The organism is Pseudomonas sp. IT-93MI4, assembly GCF_949767635.1.
GTDB lineage: Bacteria > Pseudomonadota > Gammaproteobacteria > Pseudomonadales > Pseudomonadaceae > Aquipseudomonas > Aquipseudomonas putida_A.
On the sequence record NZ_CATKPP010000004.1, the window covers coordinates 149,715 to 168,346 of the forward strand.

The window sequence follows — 18,632 nt, forward strand, 5'->3', positions numbered from 1 at the left end:
TGTCGAATGGCACACCGCTTTCGCGAGCAAGCCCGCTTCCACAGGGGTAAATGATCGGTCTCAAGATCTAATAGAGGTTTCAACGCTACGTGATGGATCTGTTTCGCAGTGCACCGATTGCCCAGCCACTGGCCGCGCGTTTGCGTGCGACCAATCTGGATGAGTACGTCGGTCAGGAGCACGTGCTCGCTCGCGGCAAGCCTCTGCGTGAGGCGCTGGAGCAGGGTGCCCTGCATTCGATGATCTTCTGGGGGCCGCCGGGCGTGGGTAAGACCACCCTGGCGCGATTGCTCGCGGAAGTCTCGGATGCGCATTTCGAAACGGTCTCGGCGGTGCTTGCCGGGGTCAAGGAGATCCGTCAGGCCGTTGAAATCGCCAAACAGCAGGCCGGCCAATACGGCAAGCGCACCATTCTGTTCGTCGATGAAGTGCACCGCTTCAACAAATCGCAGCAGGATGCGTTCCTGCCGTACGTCGAAGACGGCACGCTGATTTTCATCGGCGCCACCACCGAAAACCCTTCGTTTGAATTGAACAACGCGCTGTTGTCGCGGGCCCGCGTCTATGTGCTGAAAAGCCTCGACGAGACCGCGCTGCGCAAACTGGTACATCGCGCGCTCACCGAAGAGCGCGGGCTGGGCAAGCGCAACCTGACCCTCAGCGATGAAGGCTTCCAGATGCTGTTGTCGGCCGCCGATGGCGATGGCCGGCGCCTGCTCAATCTGCTGGAGAACGCCTCGGATCTGGCTGAAGACAACAGCGAGATGGGCACCGAACTGCTGCAAAGCCTGCTCGGCGATACCCGACGGCGCTTCGACAAGGGCGGCGAAGCGTTCTACGACCAGATCTCCGCGCTGCACAAATCGGTACGCGGCTCCAACCCCGATGGCGCGCTGTACTGGTTCGCGCGGATGATCGACGGCGGCTGCGATCCGCTGTACCTGGCGCGGCGCGTGGTGCGCATGGCCAGCGAAGACATTGGCAACGCCGACCCGCGCGCCCTGAGCCTGTGCCTGGCGGCGTGGGAGGTGCAGGAGCGCCTCGGCAGCCCGGAAGGCGAATTGGCGGTGGCTCAGGCCATCACCTATCTGGCCTGTGCACCGAAAAGCAACGCGGTGTACATGGGCTTCAAGACCGCGCTGCGCGCCGCTGCCGAGTACGGTTCGCTGGAAGTGCCGCTGCACTTGCGCAATGCACCGACCAAACTCATGAAGCAACTGGGTTACGGCGACGAATACCGCTACGCCCACGATGAACCGGATGCCTATGCCGCCGGCGAAGATTATTTCCCGGAAGAGCTCGAACCGATCCCGTTCTATCAACCGGTGCCCCGTGGCCTGGAATTGAAGATCGGCGAGAAGCTCAACCACCTCGCCCAACTCGACCGTTTAAGCCCAAGACAGCGGAGAAAATAGTGCTTCCATTGATCGTTGCGGTCTCCGTCGGCGGGATTGCCGGCACCCTGTTGCGCTTCGCCACCGGCAATTGGGTCAACGCCAATTGGCCGCGGCACTTCTATACCGGGACGCTGGCCGTTAATATCGTGGGCTGTCTGCTGATTGGCGTGTTGTACGGCCTGTTTTTGATACGCCCGGAGGTGCCGATCGAGGTGCGTGCCGGGTTGATGGTCGGCTTCCTCGGGGGGCTGACGACTTTTTCATCCTTTTCACTGGATACGGTGCGCCTGCTGGAAAGCGGGCAAGTGCCGCTGGCCCTGGGCTATGCGGCGATCAGCGTATTCGGCGGGCTGCTCGCGACGTGGGCCGGCCTGTCCCTGACCAAACTTTGATAACGAGAAACCGACATGCTCGATTCCAAACTGTTACGTAGCAACCTTCAGGACGTAGCGGACCGCCTGGCTTCCCGTGGCTTTGCCCTGGATACCGCGCGCATCGAAGCGCTGGAAGAACAGCGCAAGACCGTCCAGACCCGCACCGAAGCACTGCAGGCTGAGCGTAACGCGCGTTCCAAATCCATCGGTCAGGCCAAGCAGCGCGGCGAAGACATCGCGCCGCTGATGGCGGATGTCGAGCGCATGGCGGGCGAGCTGAGTGCCGGTAAAGTCGAGCTGGACGCGATTCAGACCGAGCTGGACTCGATCCTGCTGGGTATCCCCAACCTGCCGCACGAATCGGTACCGGTCGGCAAAGACGAAGACGACAACGTCGAAGTGCGCCGCTGGGGCACGCCGACGCAGTTCGATTTCGAAGTGAAAGACCACGTTGCACTGGGCGAGAAGTTCGGCTGGCTGGACTTTGAAACCGCCGCCAAGCTGTCCGGCGCCCGTTTCGCCCTGTTGCGCGGCCCGATCGCCCGTCTGCACCGCGCCCTGGCGCAGTTCATGATCAACCTGCACGTCAACGAGCATGGCTACGAAGAGGCCTACACGCCTTACCTGGTTCAGGCCCCGGCGCTGCAAGGCACCGGCCAGCTGCCGAAGTTTGAAGAAGATCTGTTCAAGATCGCTCGCGAAGGCGAAGCCGATCTGTACCTGATTCCGACTGCCGAAGTGTCGCTGACCAACATCGTGGCCGGTGAAATCGTCGACTCGAAACTGCTGCCGATCAAGTTCGTCGCGCACACCCCGTGCTTCCGCAGCGAAGCCGGTGCGTCGGGTCGTGACACCCGCGGCATGATCCGTCAGCACCAGTTCGACAAGGTTGAAATGGTCCAGATCGTCGAGCCGTCGACTTCGATGGAAGCGCTGGAAGGCCTGACCGCCAACGCCGAAAAAGTCCTGCAACTGCTGGGTCTGCCTTACCGCACCCTGGCGCTGTGCACCGGCGACATGGGCTTCAGTGCCGTGAAAACCTACGACCTCGAAGTGTGGATTCCGAGCCAGGACAAGTACCGCGAAATTTCGTCGTGCTCCAACTGCGGCGACTTCCAGGCCCGCCGCATGCAGGCGCGTTTCCGCAACCCGGAAACTGGCAAGCCTGAGCTGGTACACACCCTGAATGGTTCCGGCCTGGCGGTCGGTCGTACGTTGGTGGCGGTGCTGGAAAACTACCAGCAGGCCGACGGTTCGATCCGTGTGCCGGACGTGCTGAAGCCGTACATGGGTGGCCTCGAGGTCATCGGTTAAATGAAATATCTGCCGCTGTTTCACAACCTGCGCGGCAGTCGTGTGTTGGTGGTCGGTGGGGGGGAAATTGCCTTGCGCAAATCCCGCCTGCTGGCCGATGCCGGTGCGCTGCTGCGGGTGGTCGCACCTGAAATCGAAGCGCAACTGCGCGAACTGGTCAGCGCCAGCGGTGGCGAATGTCTGCTGCGTGGTTACGTGGAAGCGGATCTGGACGGTTGCGGGCTGATCATTGCCGCCACCGACGATGAAACGCTGAATGCGCAGGTCTCCAGCGATGCCCATCGGCGTTGCGTGCCGGTCAACGTGGTCGATGCGCCGCAGCTATGCAGCGTGATCTTCCCGGCAATCGTTGACCGCTCGCCGCTGATCATCGCGGTGTCCAGCGGCGGCGATGCGCCAGTGCTGGCGCGGCTGATTCGCGCCAAGATCGAAACCTGGATTCCTTCGACCTACGGCCAACTGGCCGGTCTTGCCGCGCGTTTCCGCAATCAGGTGAAAAACCTGTTTCCGGATGTGCAGCAGCGCCGTGGTTTCTGGGAAGACGTGTTTCAGGGCCCGATTGCCGACCGGCAACTGGCCGGGCAGGGCACTGAGGCCGAGCGGCTGTTGCAGGCCAAGATTGATGGCGAAGCGACTGTTACTACCGGCGAAGTGTATCTGGTGGGGGCAGGGCCGGGTGATCCGGATCTGCTGACCTTCCGCGCCTTGCGCCTGATGCAGCAAGCCGACGTAGTGCTGTACGACCGCTTGGTCGCTCCGGCGATTCTTGAGCTGTGCCGTCGCGATGCCGAGCGCGTCTATGTCGGCAAGCGTCGCTCTGATCATGCGGTGCCACAGGATCAGATCAACCAGCAACTGGTGGATCTGGCCAAGGCAGGCAAACGCGTGGTGCGCTTGAAGGGCGGTGACCCGTTCATCTTCGGTCGCGGTGGTGAAGAAATCGAAGAGCTGGCGGCCCACGGGATTCCGTTCCAGGTGGTGCCGGGGATCACGGCGGCCAGCGGTTGCGCGGCGTATGCCGGGATTCCGCTGACCCACCGCGATTACGCGCAGTCGGTGCGCTTCGTCACCGGGCACCTGAAGGACGGTTCCACCGATCTGCCGTGGGCCGACCTCGTCGCCCCGGCGCAGACGCTGGTGTTCTACATGGGCCTGGTCGGCTTGCCGGTGATCTGCGAGCAGTTGATCAAGCACGGTCGTTCTGCAGATACCCCGGCGGCGTTGATCCAGCAGGGCACCACGGTCAATCAGCGGGTCTTTACTGGCACGCTGGCCGACCTGCCACGTCTGGTAGCGGAGCATGAAGTGCATGCGCCGACGCTGGTGATCGTGGGGGAAGTGGTGCAGCTGCGCGAGAAACTGGCGTGGTTCGAGGGTGCTCAGGCGCAGGTCTGAAAATCGAGTTGCCCTCATTCGCGAGCAAGCCCGCTCCCACACTGGATCTGTGTCATGCACAAATCCAATGTGGGAGCGGGCTTGCTCGCGAAGAGGCCCTCAAAAACACCGAATCAATTAACCCCGCCGCCAAACTCCTTTCCCACCCAGCCGCTCCCGATCATGAGCGATGGTGAAATCCTGCTTCGGCCCCTTCGGCACAATCCCCGTCGGATTGATGGTCTTGTGGCTACCGTAGTAGTGATTTTTGATGTGCTGAAAATCCACCGTCTCGCCAATCCCCGGCCACTGATACAGCTCTTGCAGCCAGTTCGACAGGTTCGGGTAATCGGCAATCCGCCGCAGATTGCACTTGAAGTGCCCGTGGTACACCGCATCGAAGCGAATCAGCGTGGTGAACAGTCGCACATCGGCCTCGGTCAGGTATTCACCCGTCAGATAGCGATTGGCGCCCAGCACCCGTTCCAAGTGATCCAGCTCGGCAAACACTTCATCGAACGCCTCTTCATAGGCGTGTTGCGAGGTGGCGAACCCGGCGCGATACACGCCGTTGTTCACCGCCGGATAAATCCGTTCGTTCAGTGCATCGATCTCGCCGCGTAACGGTGCCGGGTAGAAGTCCAGTTCGTTACCGGTCAGGCCATCGAACGCGCTGTTGAACATGCGGATGATTTCCGCCGACTCATTGCTGACAATGCGCTTGAGCTTTTTGTCCCACAGCACCGGCACAGTGACACGGCCGGTGTAGTCCGGCGTGTCGGCGGTGTAGCGCTGGTGCATGAAGTCGAAGTGATCGAGCTTGTCGCCAGTCGAGCCAAGGGCCTTGTCGAAGGTCCAGCCGTTTTCCAGCATCAGCCAGCTGACCACGGACACGTCGATCAGGCTTTCCAGACCTTTGAGCTTGCGCAGAATCAGCGTGCGGTGCGCCCACGGGCAGGCGAGCGACACATAAAGGTGATAGCGCCCGGCTTCGGCGGCGAAACCGCCTTCACCGCTCGGCCCGGGCTGGCCGTCAGTGGTGACCCAATTGCGCCGTTGCGCCTGTTCGCGCTGAAAGGCGCCGTCTTTGCTGCTTTCGTACCACTTGTCCTGCCAGTGGCCGTCGACGAGTAAACCCATGATCAAGACTCCTGATTCCAATAAGCGTTGGAGCCGAGTCTATTCCGATGAGTTCGAACAAAAAGCGCAAAGATCGGGCGTCTATGATCGGTTAAATCGATTTGTTGCGCGCCGCCCAGTATTGCTCGGCGGTTTCGAACGCTTGCTCGCGACTTTGACCGAGACCGCGCAGGGCCAAGGCCATGGTCGAGATCAGGGCCATTTGCGGATAGCTGTCGACCACCTCGCCACGCCACACCGCTTTCAGATGTTCAACGTCCAGCGTGGCCGGTTTGACGTGGCGCTGGCTCGACAGTTGCGGCCATTCCTCGTCCCAGCTCTCGCCGCCCTTCGTGCCGTACAGATGGCTGTCGGCATCCGGGTTGATCTCGATTTCGCCGCCATCGCCCTTGACCACGATCGCCGTGTCGCCGAGCAGACCGCTGGCCTCGCGATGCACCGCCTGATAGCCCGGGTGGAAAATGCTTTGCAGGCCACAACGGGCGCGCAGCGGATTGAGGATGCGTGCCAGCGAGTGAATCGGCGAGCGCAGGCCCATGGTGTTGCGCAGGTCGATCATCTTCTGCAACTGCGGCGCCCAGTCCATCAGCGGCATGAACGCCAGACCACCGTTGTCCAGCGCGCTGCCGACCTGCTGCCAGGTGCGGCACAGCGGAATGTTCAGTTCGCCAAGCAGCTGTTCGGTGTACAGGCGCCCGGCGGTGTGCGCGCCGCCGCCGTGCATGAAAATCCGCACGCCGTGTTGCGCCAGGCACTTGGCCGACAGCAGGTACCACGGCAGATGGCGTTTCTTGCCGGCATAGGTCGGCCAGTCCAGATCGACGTTCAGCGTTGGCGCTGACAGGCGCTCGCGCAAGGCTTCGGTGAAACCGGCCATTTCCTCGGCGCTTTCTTCCTTGTGCCGCAGCAGCATCAGAAAGGCCCCGAGCTGGGTGTCTTCGACTTTGTCGTCGAGCACCATGCCCATGGCTTCCCGCGCTTCTTCACGGGTCAGGTCGCGTGCGCCACGTTTGCCCTTGCCGAGGATCCGCACGAACTGCGCGAACGGGTGCTCGGCGGGCGTTTCAAGGGTCAACGCTGGAAAATCGGTCATAAGCAATTCGTCGGTTTGGGCAGGCCCGCCAGTTTCGCGGCGAGTTTGGCAGGGGTGCCTTTGAACAGTCGGTTCAGGTGCAGGCTGTTGCCTTTGTCCGGGCCGAGTTTGAGTGCGGTGTACTTGATCAACGGGCGGGTGGCTGGCGACAACTGGAATTCTGCGTAAAAGCTGCGCAGCAGTTCGAGGACTTCCCAGTGTTCCGTAGTCAGTTCGATGTCTTCAGCGGCGGCGAGGGCGCTGGCAACGTCATGGGACCAGTCGTCGAGGTCGATCAGAAAGCCGTCCTTATCCAGTTCGATGGCGCGGGCGCCGACAGTCATCGAGTTCATAGCCAACTGTTGACCTTGTCGTGGTGGATCGACAGTTCGACGAAGGCCGGGTAATCGATGGCTTCGGCCCAGTCGGTAGCAACGATGGCACGGGCCTGCAGGTCTTCGGCGAGGGCGAACAGCTTGACCCGGCGCTCGTTCAGCGTGGCGAATGGCGCAGTGCCCGGTTGCAGGGCGTAAACCGCATCACCGGATAACAGTAAGGCGTCGGCAGCGCCGATCACGCGCAGGCAACTGCTCAGGCGATCATCGCCGAACGGGGAATGAGACAACACATGCAAAGTCGACATCAGAGGGTGATCACCTGGTCGTAACGGTCAATAAGGGCGGTGATTTCGCTGGCGCCGAGCGGCTGCGCTTCGTCCAGCGACAGCTTGCTCAGGCCACGGGCGCTGGCGCTGTCGGTGCAGTAGAACAGTTCTTCAACGCCGAACATCGGCAGCGCCTGCAGGTTGGCGCTGAGGTCTTTCTGTTGCAGGGCCTTGGCGTTCTGTCCGGCGGCCAGTTGCAGCACGCCGTCATCGAGAAACAGCAGGCCGATCGGCAGATCGAACGCGCCGCCGGCCAGCACGACGTCCAGCGCTTCGCGGGCGCCGGGGCCGGACCATGGCGACTGGCGGCTGATGATCAACAGGGATTTGGCCATCTCACGCGCCTCCGAAACAGATCAGTCGATCGGCGTCCTGCACCGCGTCGTGCAACTGGCCGAGGCCGGACAACTCCCACGGCGCGCTGACCGCGACGGCATCACGCTGGTAGCGTTTGGCTTCTTCGTCATTCAGCACGCCACGGCGCAGGGCGGCGGCGATACACACCACACCGTCCAGTTGCTGCTCGCTGATGAACGCGCGCCACTGTTTGGGCAGGTCCAGTTCGTCCTGCGGGGTGACCACCGCGTCGGAGGCGTTGTAGACGCCGTCCTGATAAAAAAACAGCCGGACAATCTCATGCCCGCCGGCCAGCGCAGCCTGCGCAAACAGCAGGGCACGGCGCGAGGAGGGCGCATGGGCGGCGGAAAACAGCGCGATGGCGAACTTCATGACGGACTCGATCAGCAAAACTGCGGCCATGATAAAGCTTTATGAAGGCAGCCGCGAAACCAAGTGAAGCACATGCCCTCTGTGGGAGCGGGCTTGCTCGCGAAGGCGTTGGGTCATTCGACACATCTTTGACTGATGCACCGCTTTCGCGAGCAAGCCCGCTCCCACAGGATCGTATTTCAGCGCGGCATATAGCCCAGTTGCCAACGCCGCGGAATGCTCAGGGACAGCACGCCCAGCACCGCCGCCAGCAAGCCGCTGGCGAACAATGCCCGAAGTCCGAAATGATGTTCCAGCACTGCGCCGAGTATCGCGCCGATGAACATCCCGCTCCACGGCACCAGTTGCACCCGCCAGCCATTACGCCGCTCGCCGAGCATCCAGCGCCCCAGTCCACGGCCGAACCGCGACAGCGCTCCGGTCACGTATGTCAGGCCCACCGGCAGGCCATTCACTTCCTCGACCGCCGCGTTGAGCATGCCCATCGCGATGATCGCCGCCAGCAACGCCGGCAGTTGCGTGTCATACGGCCAGGCCGCCGCCAGACAGAGCAGGGTGGCGATGCACAGCAACAAGGGCAATGTGCGCCGGCCACCGAGGCGCCCGATCACGATCCCCAAGGCATTACCGATCACGAAGGTGACGACGAGGATGATCAGGCGCAAAGTCAGTCCGAGGTCGCCGTCACTGATCGCCACCGCCAGCCGCGTGGTGTTGCCGCTCATGAACGAAACGAAATCGCCGCTGGCCATGAAGCCGATCGCGTCGGTCATGCCCGCCAGCACTGACAGGCTGGCCACCAGCGCCAGACCGATGCGCCCGCGCCATTTCTGCCGATGCAGATGCCCGGAAGTGGCGCGGTGAGTCGAAGTGGAGGGCAGCATCGGCGACGATATCCTTCAGCGGCGGTTACGGTTCCAGCCCATACAATTCGCAGTAATCTTCCCAGCGCATGTGGGCCATTTCCGCTACCTCGCGATGCACCTCCATGCGCTGGGCCTGATAGTCCTCGGGCGTTGCGGCCGTCAGGAGCAAGGTCAGTTCCCAGGCGAACAGGCCTTGATTCTCCGCTTCGGCCTCGAAGGCTTCGTGCAGGCGTTCTTCACGATACTGCGCAGCGGTTTCACCCTTGGCCTGGGCCAGCAGCGGATTGAGATGATCGAGGGTTTCGCGCAATTCGGGGCGCGCGTCGAGAAACAATTTCAGGGCTTGTTCATGTCGCTGGTCGGTGGGCGCCATGTGTGTTCCTTGTGAGGCTGATGACCCTAGGGTGCCGGAGCGGCTGCCGCATGTCGCGCTATAAATGCAGTAAAGCAGAACGATTTTGCCTGTTGCGGTGATACAGTCCGCTTTTTTCTGAATGAGCGAATGCAATGCGAATTCTGATGGTAGCGCTGGCCGCGACCCTGCTGGCTGGCTGCGCGGGTTCGGTGATGGACGATTCTCGCACCAAAGCCCCGTACAAGGTTCTGACCTCGGACAAGCCGGAGAAAGTTGTCGCTCAGTGCGTACAGTTCGGCTGGCAGGACGAAGCAGTGTTTGGCGTGGACGCCGGAGCGTATCTGCAACCGGGCAAGAAGGGTGGCTCGACGGTGTACACCCGTTCCGCAGAGTCATTTGTCGACGTGACCAGCGATGCGTCGGGAACCGTGCTCAACTACTACGCGCAGAAGGACGATTTTGTTGCCAAGCGCCGGTTGGCGGCGTTGGCGACCTGCCTCTGATCATGCGTTGAAGCGGCTGCCGTTATCGCCAGCAGGCTCGCTCCCACTTTTGAAATGCATTCCATTGTGGGAGCGAGCCTGCTCGCGAAGGGCCCTTGAGGTTCAACCCTTCAAGCGCTTCTGGAAATAGTGCCTGCTATGCCCCGGCGGGTAATCAACGATCTCGCCAAACTGGCTGAATCCCAGCTTCTCGTAGAACGCCGGCGCCTGAAAGTCGAAGGTGTCCAGCCAGATGCCGAGGCAGTTCTTCTCCTTGGCCAGATTTTCCGCCATGGCCATCAGTTCCGAGCCGATGCGTTGCCCGCGACCCTGTTCCGGGACGCACAGCAACTCGATGTACATCCACTGGAAGATCACCCGGCCGTACAAACCGCCGAGAATCGCGTCGTGTTCATCGCGCACCAGCAGGGCGAAAGGTTCAGATGTGGAACCACCGGTCCGGGCGTCGTTATACGCAATCAAAGGCTCGAGAATGGCTTTGCGCTGTTCTTCCGTAGGGTTCTGCGACAGCTCGATTCGCAACGTCATGTGCAACTTCCTTGTGAGATGAACCGCCAGCCTATCCTGCCCGGGGAGCGTCTTCCAAGTCCTTCCTCATCCCTTTGGAACCGCGGCTGTCGCGCCGGGGTCTAGCTTTTACAGCGTCATTCCGAACGCGGTTGATGAGGATCCCCCATGAATATTTTCGAAGCCCTTCGCGAAAGCCACGACCGCCAGCGCAGTTACGCCAAAGCCCTGGTCGAAACCAGCGGCGACACCCCGGAGCGGGTTGAAGCCTATAAACAGTTGAAAGCCGAGCTGCAGGCCCACGAAACCGCCGAAGAGCGCCACTTCTACATCCCGCTGATGGAGTTCGACAACGGTGTTGACCTCAGTCGCCACGCCATTTCCGAGCACCATGAAATGGACGAGATGATGGAAGAGCTGGACGAGACCGAGATGTCCAGCCCGGCGTGGCTGGCTACGGCGAAGAAGCTCTCCGACAAAGTCCATCACCATCTCAAGGAAGAAGAGCAGAAGTTCTTCCAGATGGCCGGCAAATTGCTCGATGACAAGCAAAAGGAACAACTCGCTGGCCAGTACGAAAAGGAGTACCAGGCGCAACTGCCATGAGTACTGAATGCCAGTTTTTGCAGTGTCGGCGTGTAGGCCTTTGGCCATGCGTTGGGTGGGTCTTGTCGTAATAGGCTGTATACTCATCCAGTATTTTCGGCGTTTTTGACTTGAGACGCCGATTGACTGCGACAAAACCGCCGATGGACAAAAAAACCACCTCCGTTAGCTTGAAGGCCTCTCCTCGGACAGGAGAGTTCTTAAATCAACGGAGTGAAAAACATGAATCAACCACAAGCTCAAACCCAAATGCGACACGGTCGCGTCACCTCTCCAGCCAGCCGCGGTGCGGTAGCCATCGAGCAAGGATTGCTCGGTGCCTGGCAGGTCAACGAAATGGAAGGCGGCAAGAACTTCCCGGCGCTGACGGCAGGACCTTTTCCTGCTCCCTATGGCAGCGACAGTGACAGTGTCACGCCGCCCGCCGACGGTTACATCCTCAGCGGTGGCAAGACCGATGCCCGTGAATGCGTGAACTTCACCGACGAGGAAATGAGCAAAAAGCTCAATCGTCCGTTCAGCTGGCCACTGCTCAGTGTGACCCCGGGCCAGACGCTGGAAGTGAAGTGGGAATACACCGCGCCACACACCACCCGTGGTTATCGCTGGCTGATCACCAAGGATGGCTGGGATCCGAAACAGCGTATTTCCCGTGCACAACTCGAGGCGCAGCCTTTCGCCGAAGACTTCTACACTCAGGTGCCGTATTACAACTATCCGGGGGAATTGAAGGCCAAGGTCAATCATTCGGTGAAATTGCCGGCCAACAAAAAGGGCCGTCACGTCATCGTGCTGATGTGGATCGTCGCCAACACCGGCAACGCGTTCTATCAGGCGTTCGACGTCGACTTCAAATAACGGCGTTACGCTCAACTCACAGGTTCTGAAGGATTAGAACATGTCAAATATCGACTTCACGCTAGTGCAAAACCAGGCGGCCGACGCGGCCTCGCTGATGCCGAGCATCGCCGGCAAAAAAATACTCATGGGCTTCTGGCACAACTGGCCGGCGGGTCCAAGTGACGGCTATCGTCAGGGCCGCTTCGCCGAAATCGCTCTGGAAGCGGTGCCCAAGGAGTACAACGTGGTCGCGGTGGCGTTCATGAAGGGCAGCGGGATTCCAACCTTCAAGCCGTACAACGTCTCCGATGCCGAGTTCCGGCGTCAGGTCGGCGTGCTCAACAGCCAGGGGCGGGCGGTGCTCTTGTCCCTGGGTGGCGCCGATGCGCACATCGAGTTGCGGGTCGGACAGGAACAACCACTGGCCAATGAGATTATCCGTCTGGTGGAAACCTACGGCTTCGATGGGCTGGACATCGATCTTGAACAGAGCGCGATTGATTTCGCTGCCAACAAGACCGTGCTGCCGGCCGCGCTGAAACTGGTCAAGGATCACTACGCAGGCCAGGGCAAGCACTTCATCATCAGCATGGCCCCGGAGTTTCCGTACCTGACCACCAATGGCAAATACGTCGGTTACCTGCAGGCACTTGAAGGCTATTACGACTTCATCGCGCCGCAGTTCTACAACCAGGGCGGCGACGGGGTCTGGGTGCCGGAAGCCAATAATGGCAATGGTGCGTGGATCGCGCAGAACAACGACGCGCTGAAAGAGGACTTCCTCTACTACCTGACCGAAAGTCTGGTGACCGGCACCCGGGGCTTCACCAAAATCCCGGCGGACAAATTCGTCATCGGCCTGCCGGCCAACGTCGATGCGGCTGCCACCGGTTACGTGATCGACAGCACCGCAGTCGGCAATGCGCTCAAACGTCTGGCGATCAAAGGGCTGCCGATCAAGGGCCTGATGACCTGGTCGGTAAACTGGGACAACGGCGTCAGCAAGGATCGCGTGCCGTATGGCTGGGAATTCAGTCGGCGTTATGGACCGCTGATTCACGGAGCGAAAACAGCGGCACAGGAAACGGATGACACGTTGTCGCGCGTCGCCCGTTAGCAGCAATTAAAGAGCCCGGTAGCGCTGCCGGGCTTTTTTGCGTGGGCCAGGCAAGCAATGCTCGGGTGTGAGTCATAGCGGAGCGGGTTGTTTATCCGATTGGAGCGCGCTCGGTGTATTGAGTAAATGACTTGACGAGATCCAGCAAGCAGGCAGCCGCCTGATTGATCTGCGCATCGGTAAGCGCCGCGTAGCCAATCAGCACGCCAGGTTTGACCGCGTGACTGCTGGTGAATGCGGATACCGGTTGCAGGCAAAGATTGAAGAGGGCAGCCCGTGCGCAGAATTCTCTTTCATCAATGTCTGCGGGTAACCAGAGCACAAAATGTAATCCGGATTGCTCGCCGGAAATCTGCAGATCAGGGTTTTCTCGCAGCTTTGAGATCAGCAAATCGCGTCGATGTTGATACGTCTGTCGCGAGATGCGCAAATGCCGTACATATTTTCCGGTGCAGAGAAACTGGTTGAGTGCGAGCTGACCCAGTATGCCGGGCGTCTGGCCGGTGTCTTCGATGAGGTTGATGACTTTCTTCTGTAAATGTTTGGGAATGACCATGAAGCCCAGACGAAAGTTGCTGAACAGGGTTTTATTGAAGCTGCCGCAGAAAATCACCCGGTCGTTTGTATCTATTGATTTGATGGCGGGCAGGGGAGCACTGCCATAGTTGTACTCGCTGTCGTAGTCGTCCTCGATGATGATCGCATTGGCTGCGGTCGCCGAGGCCAGCAGGGCCTTGCGGCGTGCCATGCTCATGCAGACACCCAAAGGAGCCTGGTGAGAGGGCGTGACATAAATGGCCTGAACCGGACTGGCGGGTGACAACGCTTCAATGATCAGACCTGCATCGTCCACTGGAATATCGATGATTGTGTTGCCGGAACAATTGAATATCCGCCGGGCCCAGTAATAGCCGGGATCTTCCATGGCAACGACGGCCTCTTTTCCCAATAATCTGCTGATGAGGTCGAGACAGTGCCTGATGCCGTGGGTAATCAAGATGTCCTGAGGTGAGCAGTCAATTCCCCGGTAGATCTGGATATGGTCGCAAATGGACTTGCGCAAGTTCTCGTCACCGCCGAGTGACGAGGCCGATACTGCGGTGGCGAGGTCTTTGGCGGAAGGTGTGCATAACGACTTTACATCTTTTTCTTCGAGCAATCCCGGATCGGCCAGTCTGGCAATAAACGGTACATACGGCTGTAAATAAGTAATGGGGGCCGGTGAATCGGATGACCGGTGAGTATCAAGTTCGACTTGCAGTTCCTTAGTTCTGGCGGCGGCGATCAGATTATCCGGCAATGTTGCGCAGACTACCGAGCCGGCACCTCGCTTGCGAATGATGAAACCTTCTTCGCGCAATTGATCGAAAACAGTTTCCAGGGTCCCTCGGGAAACTCCCCATCTTTGCGCAAGCGTACGCGTGGAGGGCAGCGCTTCGCCGGATTGGAGCCGGCCGGAACTGATCAGATGTTCAAGGAAACGGCACAAAAGCTGATGTTTGGTGGACAGCGAATGTTCGGTCAATTCGAACGGCAAGACTAGGTCGAGGCCAACTGGCCGCTTACCTCTGGTCATAGTGGTACACACCAAAATCCATTTAATGGATCTTCATCTTAGCGCGGCATACAAATACGCTCAACGCCGCTCAAGCTAACGCGTTGAGGGGTGGCGCGCGAGTCATTGGGGTCAAGAGAAACTGGATTGGTATAGGGATATCGTCGGCAATGACTGCTTTTGAAAAACTGTCAACACTCAATAAGACTAATCATCGCGAGCCGCAACTAAAGATTGCGATAGTCGGAGGGGGTGCAACAGCGATTAGTGTAATTGATGCGTTGCAGCGCGACGTTAAGCTGAAAAATATGGATGTTGCAATTACCCTCTATGAGCCTGACAAGAAAATAGGTCCAGGTCGCGCTTATCAAAACGATGGTGATTATGGATTGATTAATCGCCAGGCCCGATTCATGTCCGTGAAAAGTGACGATCCCCGGCACTTTGTAGGATGGGTCACTCATAAATATGGAAGTGCACTGGCGCAACTTGATTTCTTGCCGCGTCACTATTTTGGTGAGTACCTGTCCGATTGTTTTGCCGAGCAAGTGGCGCTGGCGCGCGACCTCAAGCGGCCGATTCGGGTGATCGGGCAAAAGGTCACCAGCCTGACAATGCACGATGACAAAGCGGTCGTCGGTGTCGAAAACGGGCCGCAACAAGTGTTCGACCGGGTGATTCTGTGCATCGGTACCGCAGAGCCGGCGGATATCTTCTCGTTGGCCTGCTCCCAAAACTACATCGGCAATCCGTATCCGATGTGGACCAAGTTTTCCGCGATTGGCGGCGACGATCAGGTGGCGATCATTGGTTCCAGCCTCTCCGCTGTCGATGCAGTCCTGGCCCTGAATGCCCAGGGACACCGCGGCAAGATCGTCATGCTGTCGCGCAATGCGCTGCTGCCAGCGGTGCGCATGCCGCATCACGACTTCACTTACAAGGTCATCACCCGCGAACGTATCGAAGAGCTGCGTGATGAAGCGGGGATGATCTCCTGGTCGAAATGGCTTGGCCTGATCACCTTCGAACTGACTGCCCAAGGCGTGGATCTGGAGAAGCTCAAGGCTGAACTGGCGCCAGGTCAACTGCCGTTCGAGCGCCTGGAGCGCCATCTTCAAGCATCGGCCCGTGGCGAAAAGTGGCTGTCCATCCTGATTGATATTGCCAACGACTACGTCGAGCTGGCCTGGGACAGCCTGAGTGCGGGCGATCGCAGTTATTACATGGCCAACTATCACTCGATTTTCATGAGCCTGTGCAACCCGATGCCTCCGGCAACGGCCAACAAGTTGCGCAACATGCTCGAATCCGGGCACCTCGTGATTCGTCCTGGCCTGAAGGGCGTGGAACTGAGTCCCGGTGGCGGTTTCGTCCTGAATTACCAGGCAGGCGCCTGTCATGCCGACTGGGTCATCAACGCCACTCGATCTGAAACCGGTGGTGTCGGGCAGACCGGTACCGAGCTGGTGTCTTCGATGGTCAACAATGGCGTCGCTCAGCACCATCCGTTTGGGGGCCTGCACGTGTCATTCGGTTCGCACAAGGTCATCGACCGCAGTGGCAAGGCCAGCGACGCTATTTATGCCTTGGGCCAACTGGCTGCCGGTAACCATTACTACACCAGTTCACTGGCCATGATCACACGTCAGATCGATCGGGTTCTGCCGCATTTGCTGACGACTGATCAATACCTCAAGGAGCTTTCTGCGTGAAATCCAGCCGCCCCGGAATCCTGTTACCTGCAGCGTTGTTGTCGGCCGTAATCGTGCCGCAGCTCGGACTCGGTCTGATGACGCCCACCGTTGCAAAACTGGCGGAGGAGTTTCGAGTCCCCCATGAGGCGATTCAGGAAACGTTTGTTGTTTACATGATCGGGTATGCGTTGTCCGTGGTATTGGCGGGGATTCTTGCCGATCGTATCGGAGCCCGTCGCGTACAGATTTCGGGGTTGCTGATTTGTGCTGCCGGGTGCCTGCTTGCAGCGTTCTCGGACTCCTTTTACCTGTTTGCGGTTGCGCGTTTCATGCAGGCCCTCGGAGGGTGTGTAGGGACCGTAACCACCAGGCTGATCGTGAAATCCGATTATCCGGAAAGCAAACGCCTGCGAATTCTCACCACCCTTGCCTCGGCGATAGCGCTCACGCCGTGTATCGCACCGTTGCTCGGCGGCATGTTGTTACCTTCGCTCGGATGGCGCTGGATGATGGGCGGCGTGGGGATGTTCAATCTCGCGGCATTGGTGCTTTTCTGGCAGGTCGACACCTCTCCGGGGGCATCGGATTCGACGGGGCGCAGCATCATTGCCGTTTATGCCGCCAACTTCAAAAATGCGGATTATCTGGCTTATGCCGCCGGCATCAGTCTGGTGTGGATGAGTTACTTCGTGTTCCTGTCCTGTTCGACTTATGCGTTGCAGACGGAACTGGGCATGTCCAGCCTGGGTTACGGCGCGGTGATCTCCCTGTGCGCCGTCGGTTATGTGATTGGCAGTACGTTGGCGCGAGCATTGAGCGCCAGGTGGGCGTTGAACGAGATCCTGCTGCTTGGAAGCAAGGTAGGCATGGCCGGTTGCATGTTGCTGGGCATTCTGCTGTCGGTGTTTGGCAGTGTGCTGCCGGCGCTGCTGATTCCGATGGTGTTCATTCTGTTGTCGGTCGGGATGGTGATTCCCGCGACTCAGGCCGGGCTATTGAAGAGTGTCAGTCGTGATATCGGTATTTCCTCCGGGCAGTTTTTCTTTTTCCAGATGGCGGCGGGGGCCGGTTACGGTTTGCTGGTCAGTTCCTTTTCCGAACTGGGCGTTCGTGGCCTGGCACTGTTTATCGCCATTCCGATGGTCGTGTTGTTCGTTTTCCTGAATATGTCGCGGGCACTGTCGAAGTCCCCGGATGAGCAGTTGAAGGCAGTCTCTCGGACCTGAGTTTGCTGTTGCTGCGGCCCTGATAAAAAAACAAGGATGTGTAGTCGTGCAGTATCTGAAATCGCTGAAGTTGAACAGTGTGTGTTATGACATTCGTGGCCCGGCACTGGAGCAGGCCAGAAAGATGGAGGAGGACGGCCAGCGCATTCTCAAGCTGAACATCGGCAATCCGGCGCCGTTCGGTTTCGAGGCGCCCGACGAGATACTCCAGGATGTGATCCGTAATTTGCCGACGGCGCAAGGTTACAGTGACTCCAAAGGCTTATTCAGCGCCCGCAAGGCCGTCATGCAGTACTGTCAGCAGAAGCAGATCGAGGGCGTCGGCGTCGACGATATCTACCTGGGCAATGGCGTCTCCGAGCTCATTGTGATGTCACTGCAGGCGCTGCTGAACAACCGCGACGAAGTGCTGGTGCCTGCTCCGGATTATCCGTTGTGGACCGCCGCGGTGAGTCTTGGCGGGGGCAATGCGGTGCACTACAGGTGCGACGAGCATCAGGACTGGTGGCCGGACCTCGATGACATACGGGCCAAAATCACCCCCAACACCCGAGCGCTGGTGATCATCAACCCCAACAATCCCACCGGTGCGGTGTATCCGCGAGACGTGCTGCTGGGAATGCTGGAGATCGCGCGCCAGCACAATCTGGTGGTGTTCTCCGACGAGATCTACGACAAGATTCTCTACGACGAAGCTGTGCACATCAGCACCGCCTCGCTGGCGCCGGACCTGCTGTGCCTGACCTTCAACGGGTTGTCCAAGTCGTACCGGGTGGCCGGGTTCCGCTCCGGCTGGCTGGTGATTTCCGGGCCGAAGCAGCATGCCGCCGGCTACATCGAAGGCATCGACATGCTGGCGAACATGCGCCTGTGCGCCAACGTTCCGGCCCAGCATGCGATCCAGACCGCGCTGGGGGGTTACCAGAGTATCAATGACCTGGTCTTGCCTCAGGGGCGCCTGCTCGAACAGCGCAACCGGGTGCATGAACTGCTCAACGCTATTCCCGGCGTCAGTTGCGTCAAGCCGATGGGCGCGCTGTACGCGTTTCCAAGGATCGATCCGAAAATTTGCCCGATCAAGGATGACGAGAAGTTTGTCCTCGAGCTGCTGATGTCGGAAAGGCTGCTGGTGGTTCAGGGAACCGCGTTCAACTGGCCCGCGCCCGACCATTTCCGCGTGGTCACGTTGCCGGCACTGCCGGACATCGAAGACGCCATGGCGCGGATTCATCGATTCATCAGCAGCAGGTCAGTCAACAACCTGAGCGTTCGTCGAGTGGCGAATAACGCCCGGGACCT

19 protein-coding genes and 2 pseudogenes are annotated in these 18,632 nt (G+C 59.5%); 11 read left to right on the forward strand and 10 right to left on the reverse strand.

All coding sequences use genetic code 11. From position 1 onward, the window contains the following. Positions 1 to 92 precede the first annotated feature (92 nt). From ACM6I7_RS03920 to cysG, 4 genes are read left to right on the forward strand one after another with little or no spacing between them, the layout of a single operon-like run. Positions 93 to 1,415: a replication-associated recombination protein A gene (locus tag ACM6I7_RS03920; protein ID WP_003223849.1), complete on the forward strand. Its 1,323-nt coding sequence runs from the start codon at positions 93 to 95 to the stop codon at positions 1,413 to 1,415. Continuing rightward, entirely contained in the window at positions 1,415 to 1,789 is a 375-nt protein-coding gene (gene crcB / locus ACM6I7_RS03925) for a fluoride efflux transporter CrcB (protein ID WP_414887983.1), read from the forward strand. Before ACM6I7_RS03920 ends, crcB begins: the two co-directional genes overlap by 1 nt. A 15-nt stretch (positions 1,790 to 1,804) precedes the next feature. Beyond that, complete coding sequence (gene serS, locus ACM6I7_RS03930; RefSeq protein ID WP_003223852.1) at positions 1,805 to 3,085, forward strand: serine--tRNA ligase; 1,281 nt, start codon at positions 1,805 to 1,807, stop codon at positions 3,083 to 3,085. Continuing rightward, positions 3,086 to 4,480: a siroheme synthase CysG gene (gene cysG, locus ACM6I7_RS03935; RefSeq protein WP_027614676.1), complete on the forward strand. Its 1,395-nt coding sequence runs from the start codon at positions 3,086 to 3,088 to the stop codon at positions 4,478 to 4,480. 117 nt (positions 4,481 to 4,597) lie between these two features. On the opposite strand, the gene ACM6I7_RS03940 is transcribed toward cysG, so the two are convergent. The 8 genes from ACM6I7_RS03940 to ACM6I7_RS03975 form a co-directional block, all read right to left on the reverse strand. Beyond that, positions 4,598 to 5,599, reverse strand: coding sequence for a glutathione S-transferase family protein (locus ACM6I7_RS03940; protein ID WP_414887984.1), 1,002 nt, complete (start codon positions 5,597 to 5,599; stop codon positions 4,598 to 4,600). Positions 5,600 to 5,690: 91 nt separating this feature from the next. Continuing rightward, entirely contained in the window at positions 5,691 to 6,692 is a 1,002-nt protein-coding gene (locus ACM6I7_RS03945) for a glycosyl transferase family protein (protein ID WP_414887985.1), read from the reverse strand. Further along, on the reverse strand, positions 6,689 to 7,024 hold the full coding sequence (locus ACM6I7_RS03950; RefSeq protein WP_414887986.1) for a TusE/DsrC/DsvC family sulfur relay protein: 336 nt from the start codon (positions 7,022 to 7,024) through the stop codon (positions 6,689 to 6,691). Before ACM6I7_RS03950 ends, ACM6I7_RS03945 begins: the two co-directional genes overlap by 4 nt. Next, the gene (tusB, locus tag ACM6I7_RS03955; RefSeq protein WP_414887987.1) at positions 7,021 to 7,314 is read right to left on the reverse strand and encodes a sulfurtransferase complex subunit TusB; all 294 of its coding nucleotides are present in this window, start codon (positions 7,312 to 7,314) and stop codon (positions 7,021 to 7,023) included. The genes ACM6I7_RS03950 and tusB overlap by 4 nt, the downstream gene beginning before the upstream one ends. Then, a complete protein-coding gene (gene tusC / locus ACM6I7_RS03960; protein WP_414887988.1) occupies positions 7,314 to 7,670 on the reverse strand; it encodes a sulfurtransferase complex subunit TusC in 357 nt (118 codons plus the stop codon). Before tusC ends, tusB begins: the two co-directional genes overlap by 1 nt. A gap of 1 nt (position 7,671) precedes the next feature. Continuing rightward, complete coding sequence (gene tusD, locus ACM6I7_RS03965; RefSeq protein WP_027614682.1) at positions 7,672 to 8,064, reverse strand: sulfurtransferase complex subunit TusD; 393 nt, start codon at positions 8,062 to 8,064, stop codon at positions 7,672 to 7,674. A 179-nt stretch (positions 8,065 to 8,243) separates the two neighbouring features. Continuing rightward, positions 8,244 to 8,948, reverse strand: a complete 705-nt coding sequence (locus ACM6I7_RS03970) for a YoaK family protein (protein ID WP_027614683.1) — start codon at positions 8,946 to 8,948, stop codon at positions 8,244 to 8,246. Positions 8,949 to 8,973: 25 nt separating this feature from the next. Continuing rightward, positions 8,974 to 9,303: a DUF6388 family protein gene (locus tag ACM6I7_RS03975; protein WP_027614684.1), complete on the reverse strand. Its 330-nt coding sequence runs from the start codon at positions 9,301 to 9,303 to the stop codon at positions 8,974 to 8,976. Positions 9,304 to 9,437: 134 nt separating this feature from the next. Between ACM6I7_RS03975 and ACM6I7_RS03980 the strand changes: the two genes are divergently transcribed. Beyond that, positions 9,438 to 9,788 carry a hypothetical protein gene (locus tag ACM6I7_RS03980; protein WP_097088098.1) on the forward strand — a complete coding sequence of 117 codons (351 nt, stop codon included), beginning with the start codon at positions 9,438 to 9,440 and terminating at the stop codon, positions 9,786 to 9,788. Between the two features lie 102 nt (positions 9,789 to 9,890). On the opposite strand, the gene ACM6I7_RS03985 is transcribed toward ACM6I7_RS03980, so the two are convergent. Then, a complete protein-coding gene (locus tag ACM6I7_RS03985; protein WP_027614686.1) occupies positions 9,891 to 10,316 on the reverse strand; it encodes a GNAT family N-acetyltransferase in 426 nt (141 codons plus the stop codon). Between the two features lie 147 nt (positions 10,317 to 10,463). On the opposite strand from ACM6I7_RS03985, the gene ACM6I7_RS03990 reads away from it, so the two are divergent. The 3 genes and pseudogenes from ACM6I7_RS03990 to ACM6I7_RS04000 all read left to right on the forward strand — a co-directional run. Further along, positions 10,464 to 10,901, forward strand: coding sequence for a hemerythrin domain-containing protein (locus ACM6I7_RS03990; RefSeq protein WP_027614687.1), 438 nt, complete (start codon positions 10,464 to 10,466; stop codon positions 10,899 to 10,901). 222 nt (positions 10,902 to 11,123) lie between these two features. After that, entirely contained in the window at positions 11,124 to 11,759 is a 636-nt protein-coding gene (locus ACM6I7_RS03995) for a lytic polysaccharide monooxygenase auxiliary activity family 9 protein (protein ID WP_414887989.1), read from the forward strand. A gap of 40 nt (positions 11,760 to 11,799) precedes the next feature. Then, positions 11,800 to 12,822, forward strand: a pseudogene (locus ACM6I7_RS04000) (chitinase); the annotation flags it as partial. Positions 12,823 to 12,949: 127 nt separating this feature from the next. Here ACM6I7_RS04000 and ACM6I7_RS04005 read toward each other — a convergent pair. Then, positions 12,950 to 14,395 (reverse strand): PLP-dependent aminotransferase family protein, encoded by a 1,446-nt coding sequence (locus tag ACM6I7_RS04005; RefSeq protein WP_414887990.1) that lies wholly within the window; start codon positions 14,393 to 14,395, stop codon positions 12,950 to 12,952. A gap of 188 nt (positions 14,396 to 14,583) precedes the next feature. Between ACM6I7_RS04005 and ACM6I7_RS04010 the strand changes: the two genes are divergently transcribed. From ACM6I7_RS04010 to ACM6I7_RS04020, 3 genes and pseudogenes are all read left to right on the forward strand, one after another. Then, entirely contained in the window at positions 14,584 to 16,125 is a 1,542-nt protein-coding gene (locus ACM6I7_RS04010) for an FAD/NAD(P)-binding protein (protein ID WP_081730309.1), read from the forward strand. Then, positions 16,122 to 17,333, forward strand: a complete 1,212-nt coding sequence (locus ACM6I7_RS04015; RefSeq protein ID WP_414887991.1) for an MFS transporter — start codon at positions 16,122 to 16,124, stop codon at positions 17,331 to 17,333. The genes ACM6I7_RS04010 and ACM6I7_RS04015 overlap by 4 nt, the downstream gene beginning before the upstream one ends. Positions 17,334 to 17,379: 46 nt before the next feature. Next, positions 17,380 to 18,573, forward strand: a pseudogene (locus ACM6I7_RS04020) (pyridoxal phosphate-dependent aminotransferase); the annotation flags it as partial. Between the last annotated feature and the right edge of the window lie 59 nt (positions 18,574 to 18,632).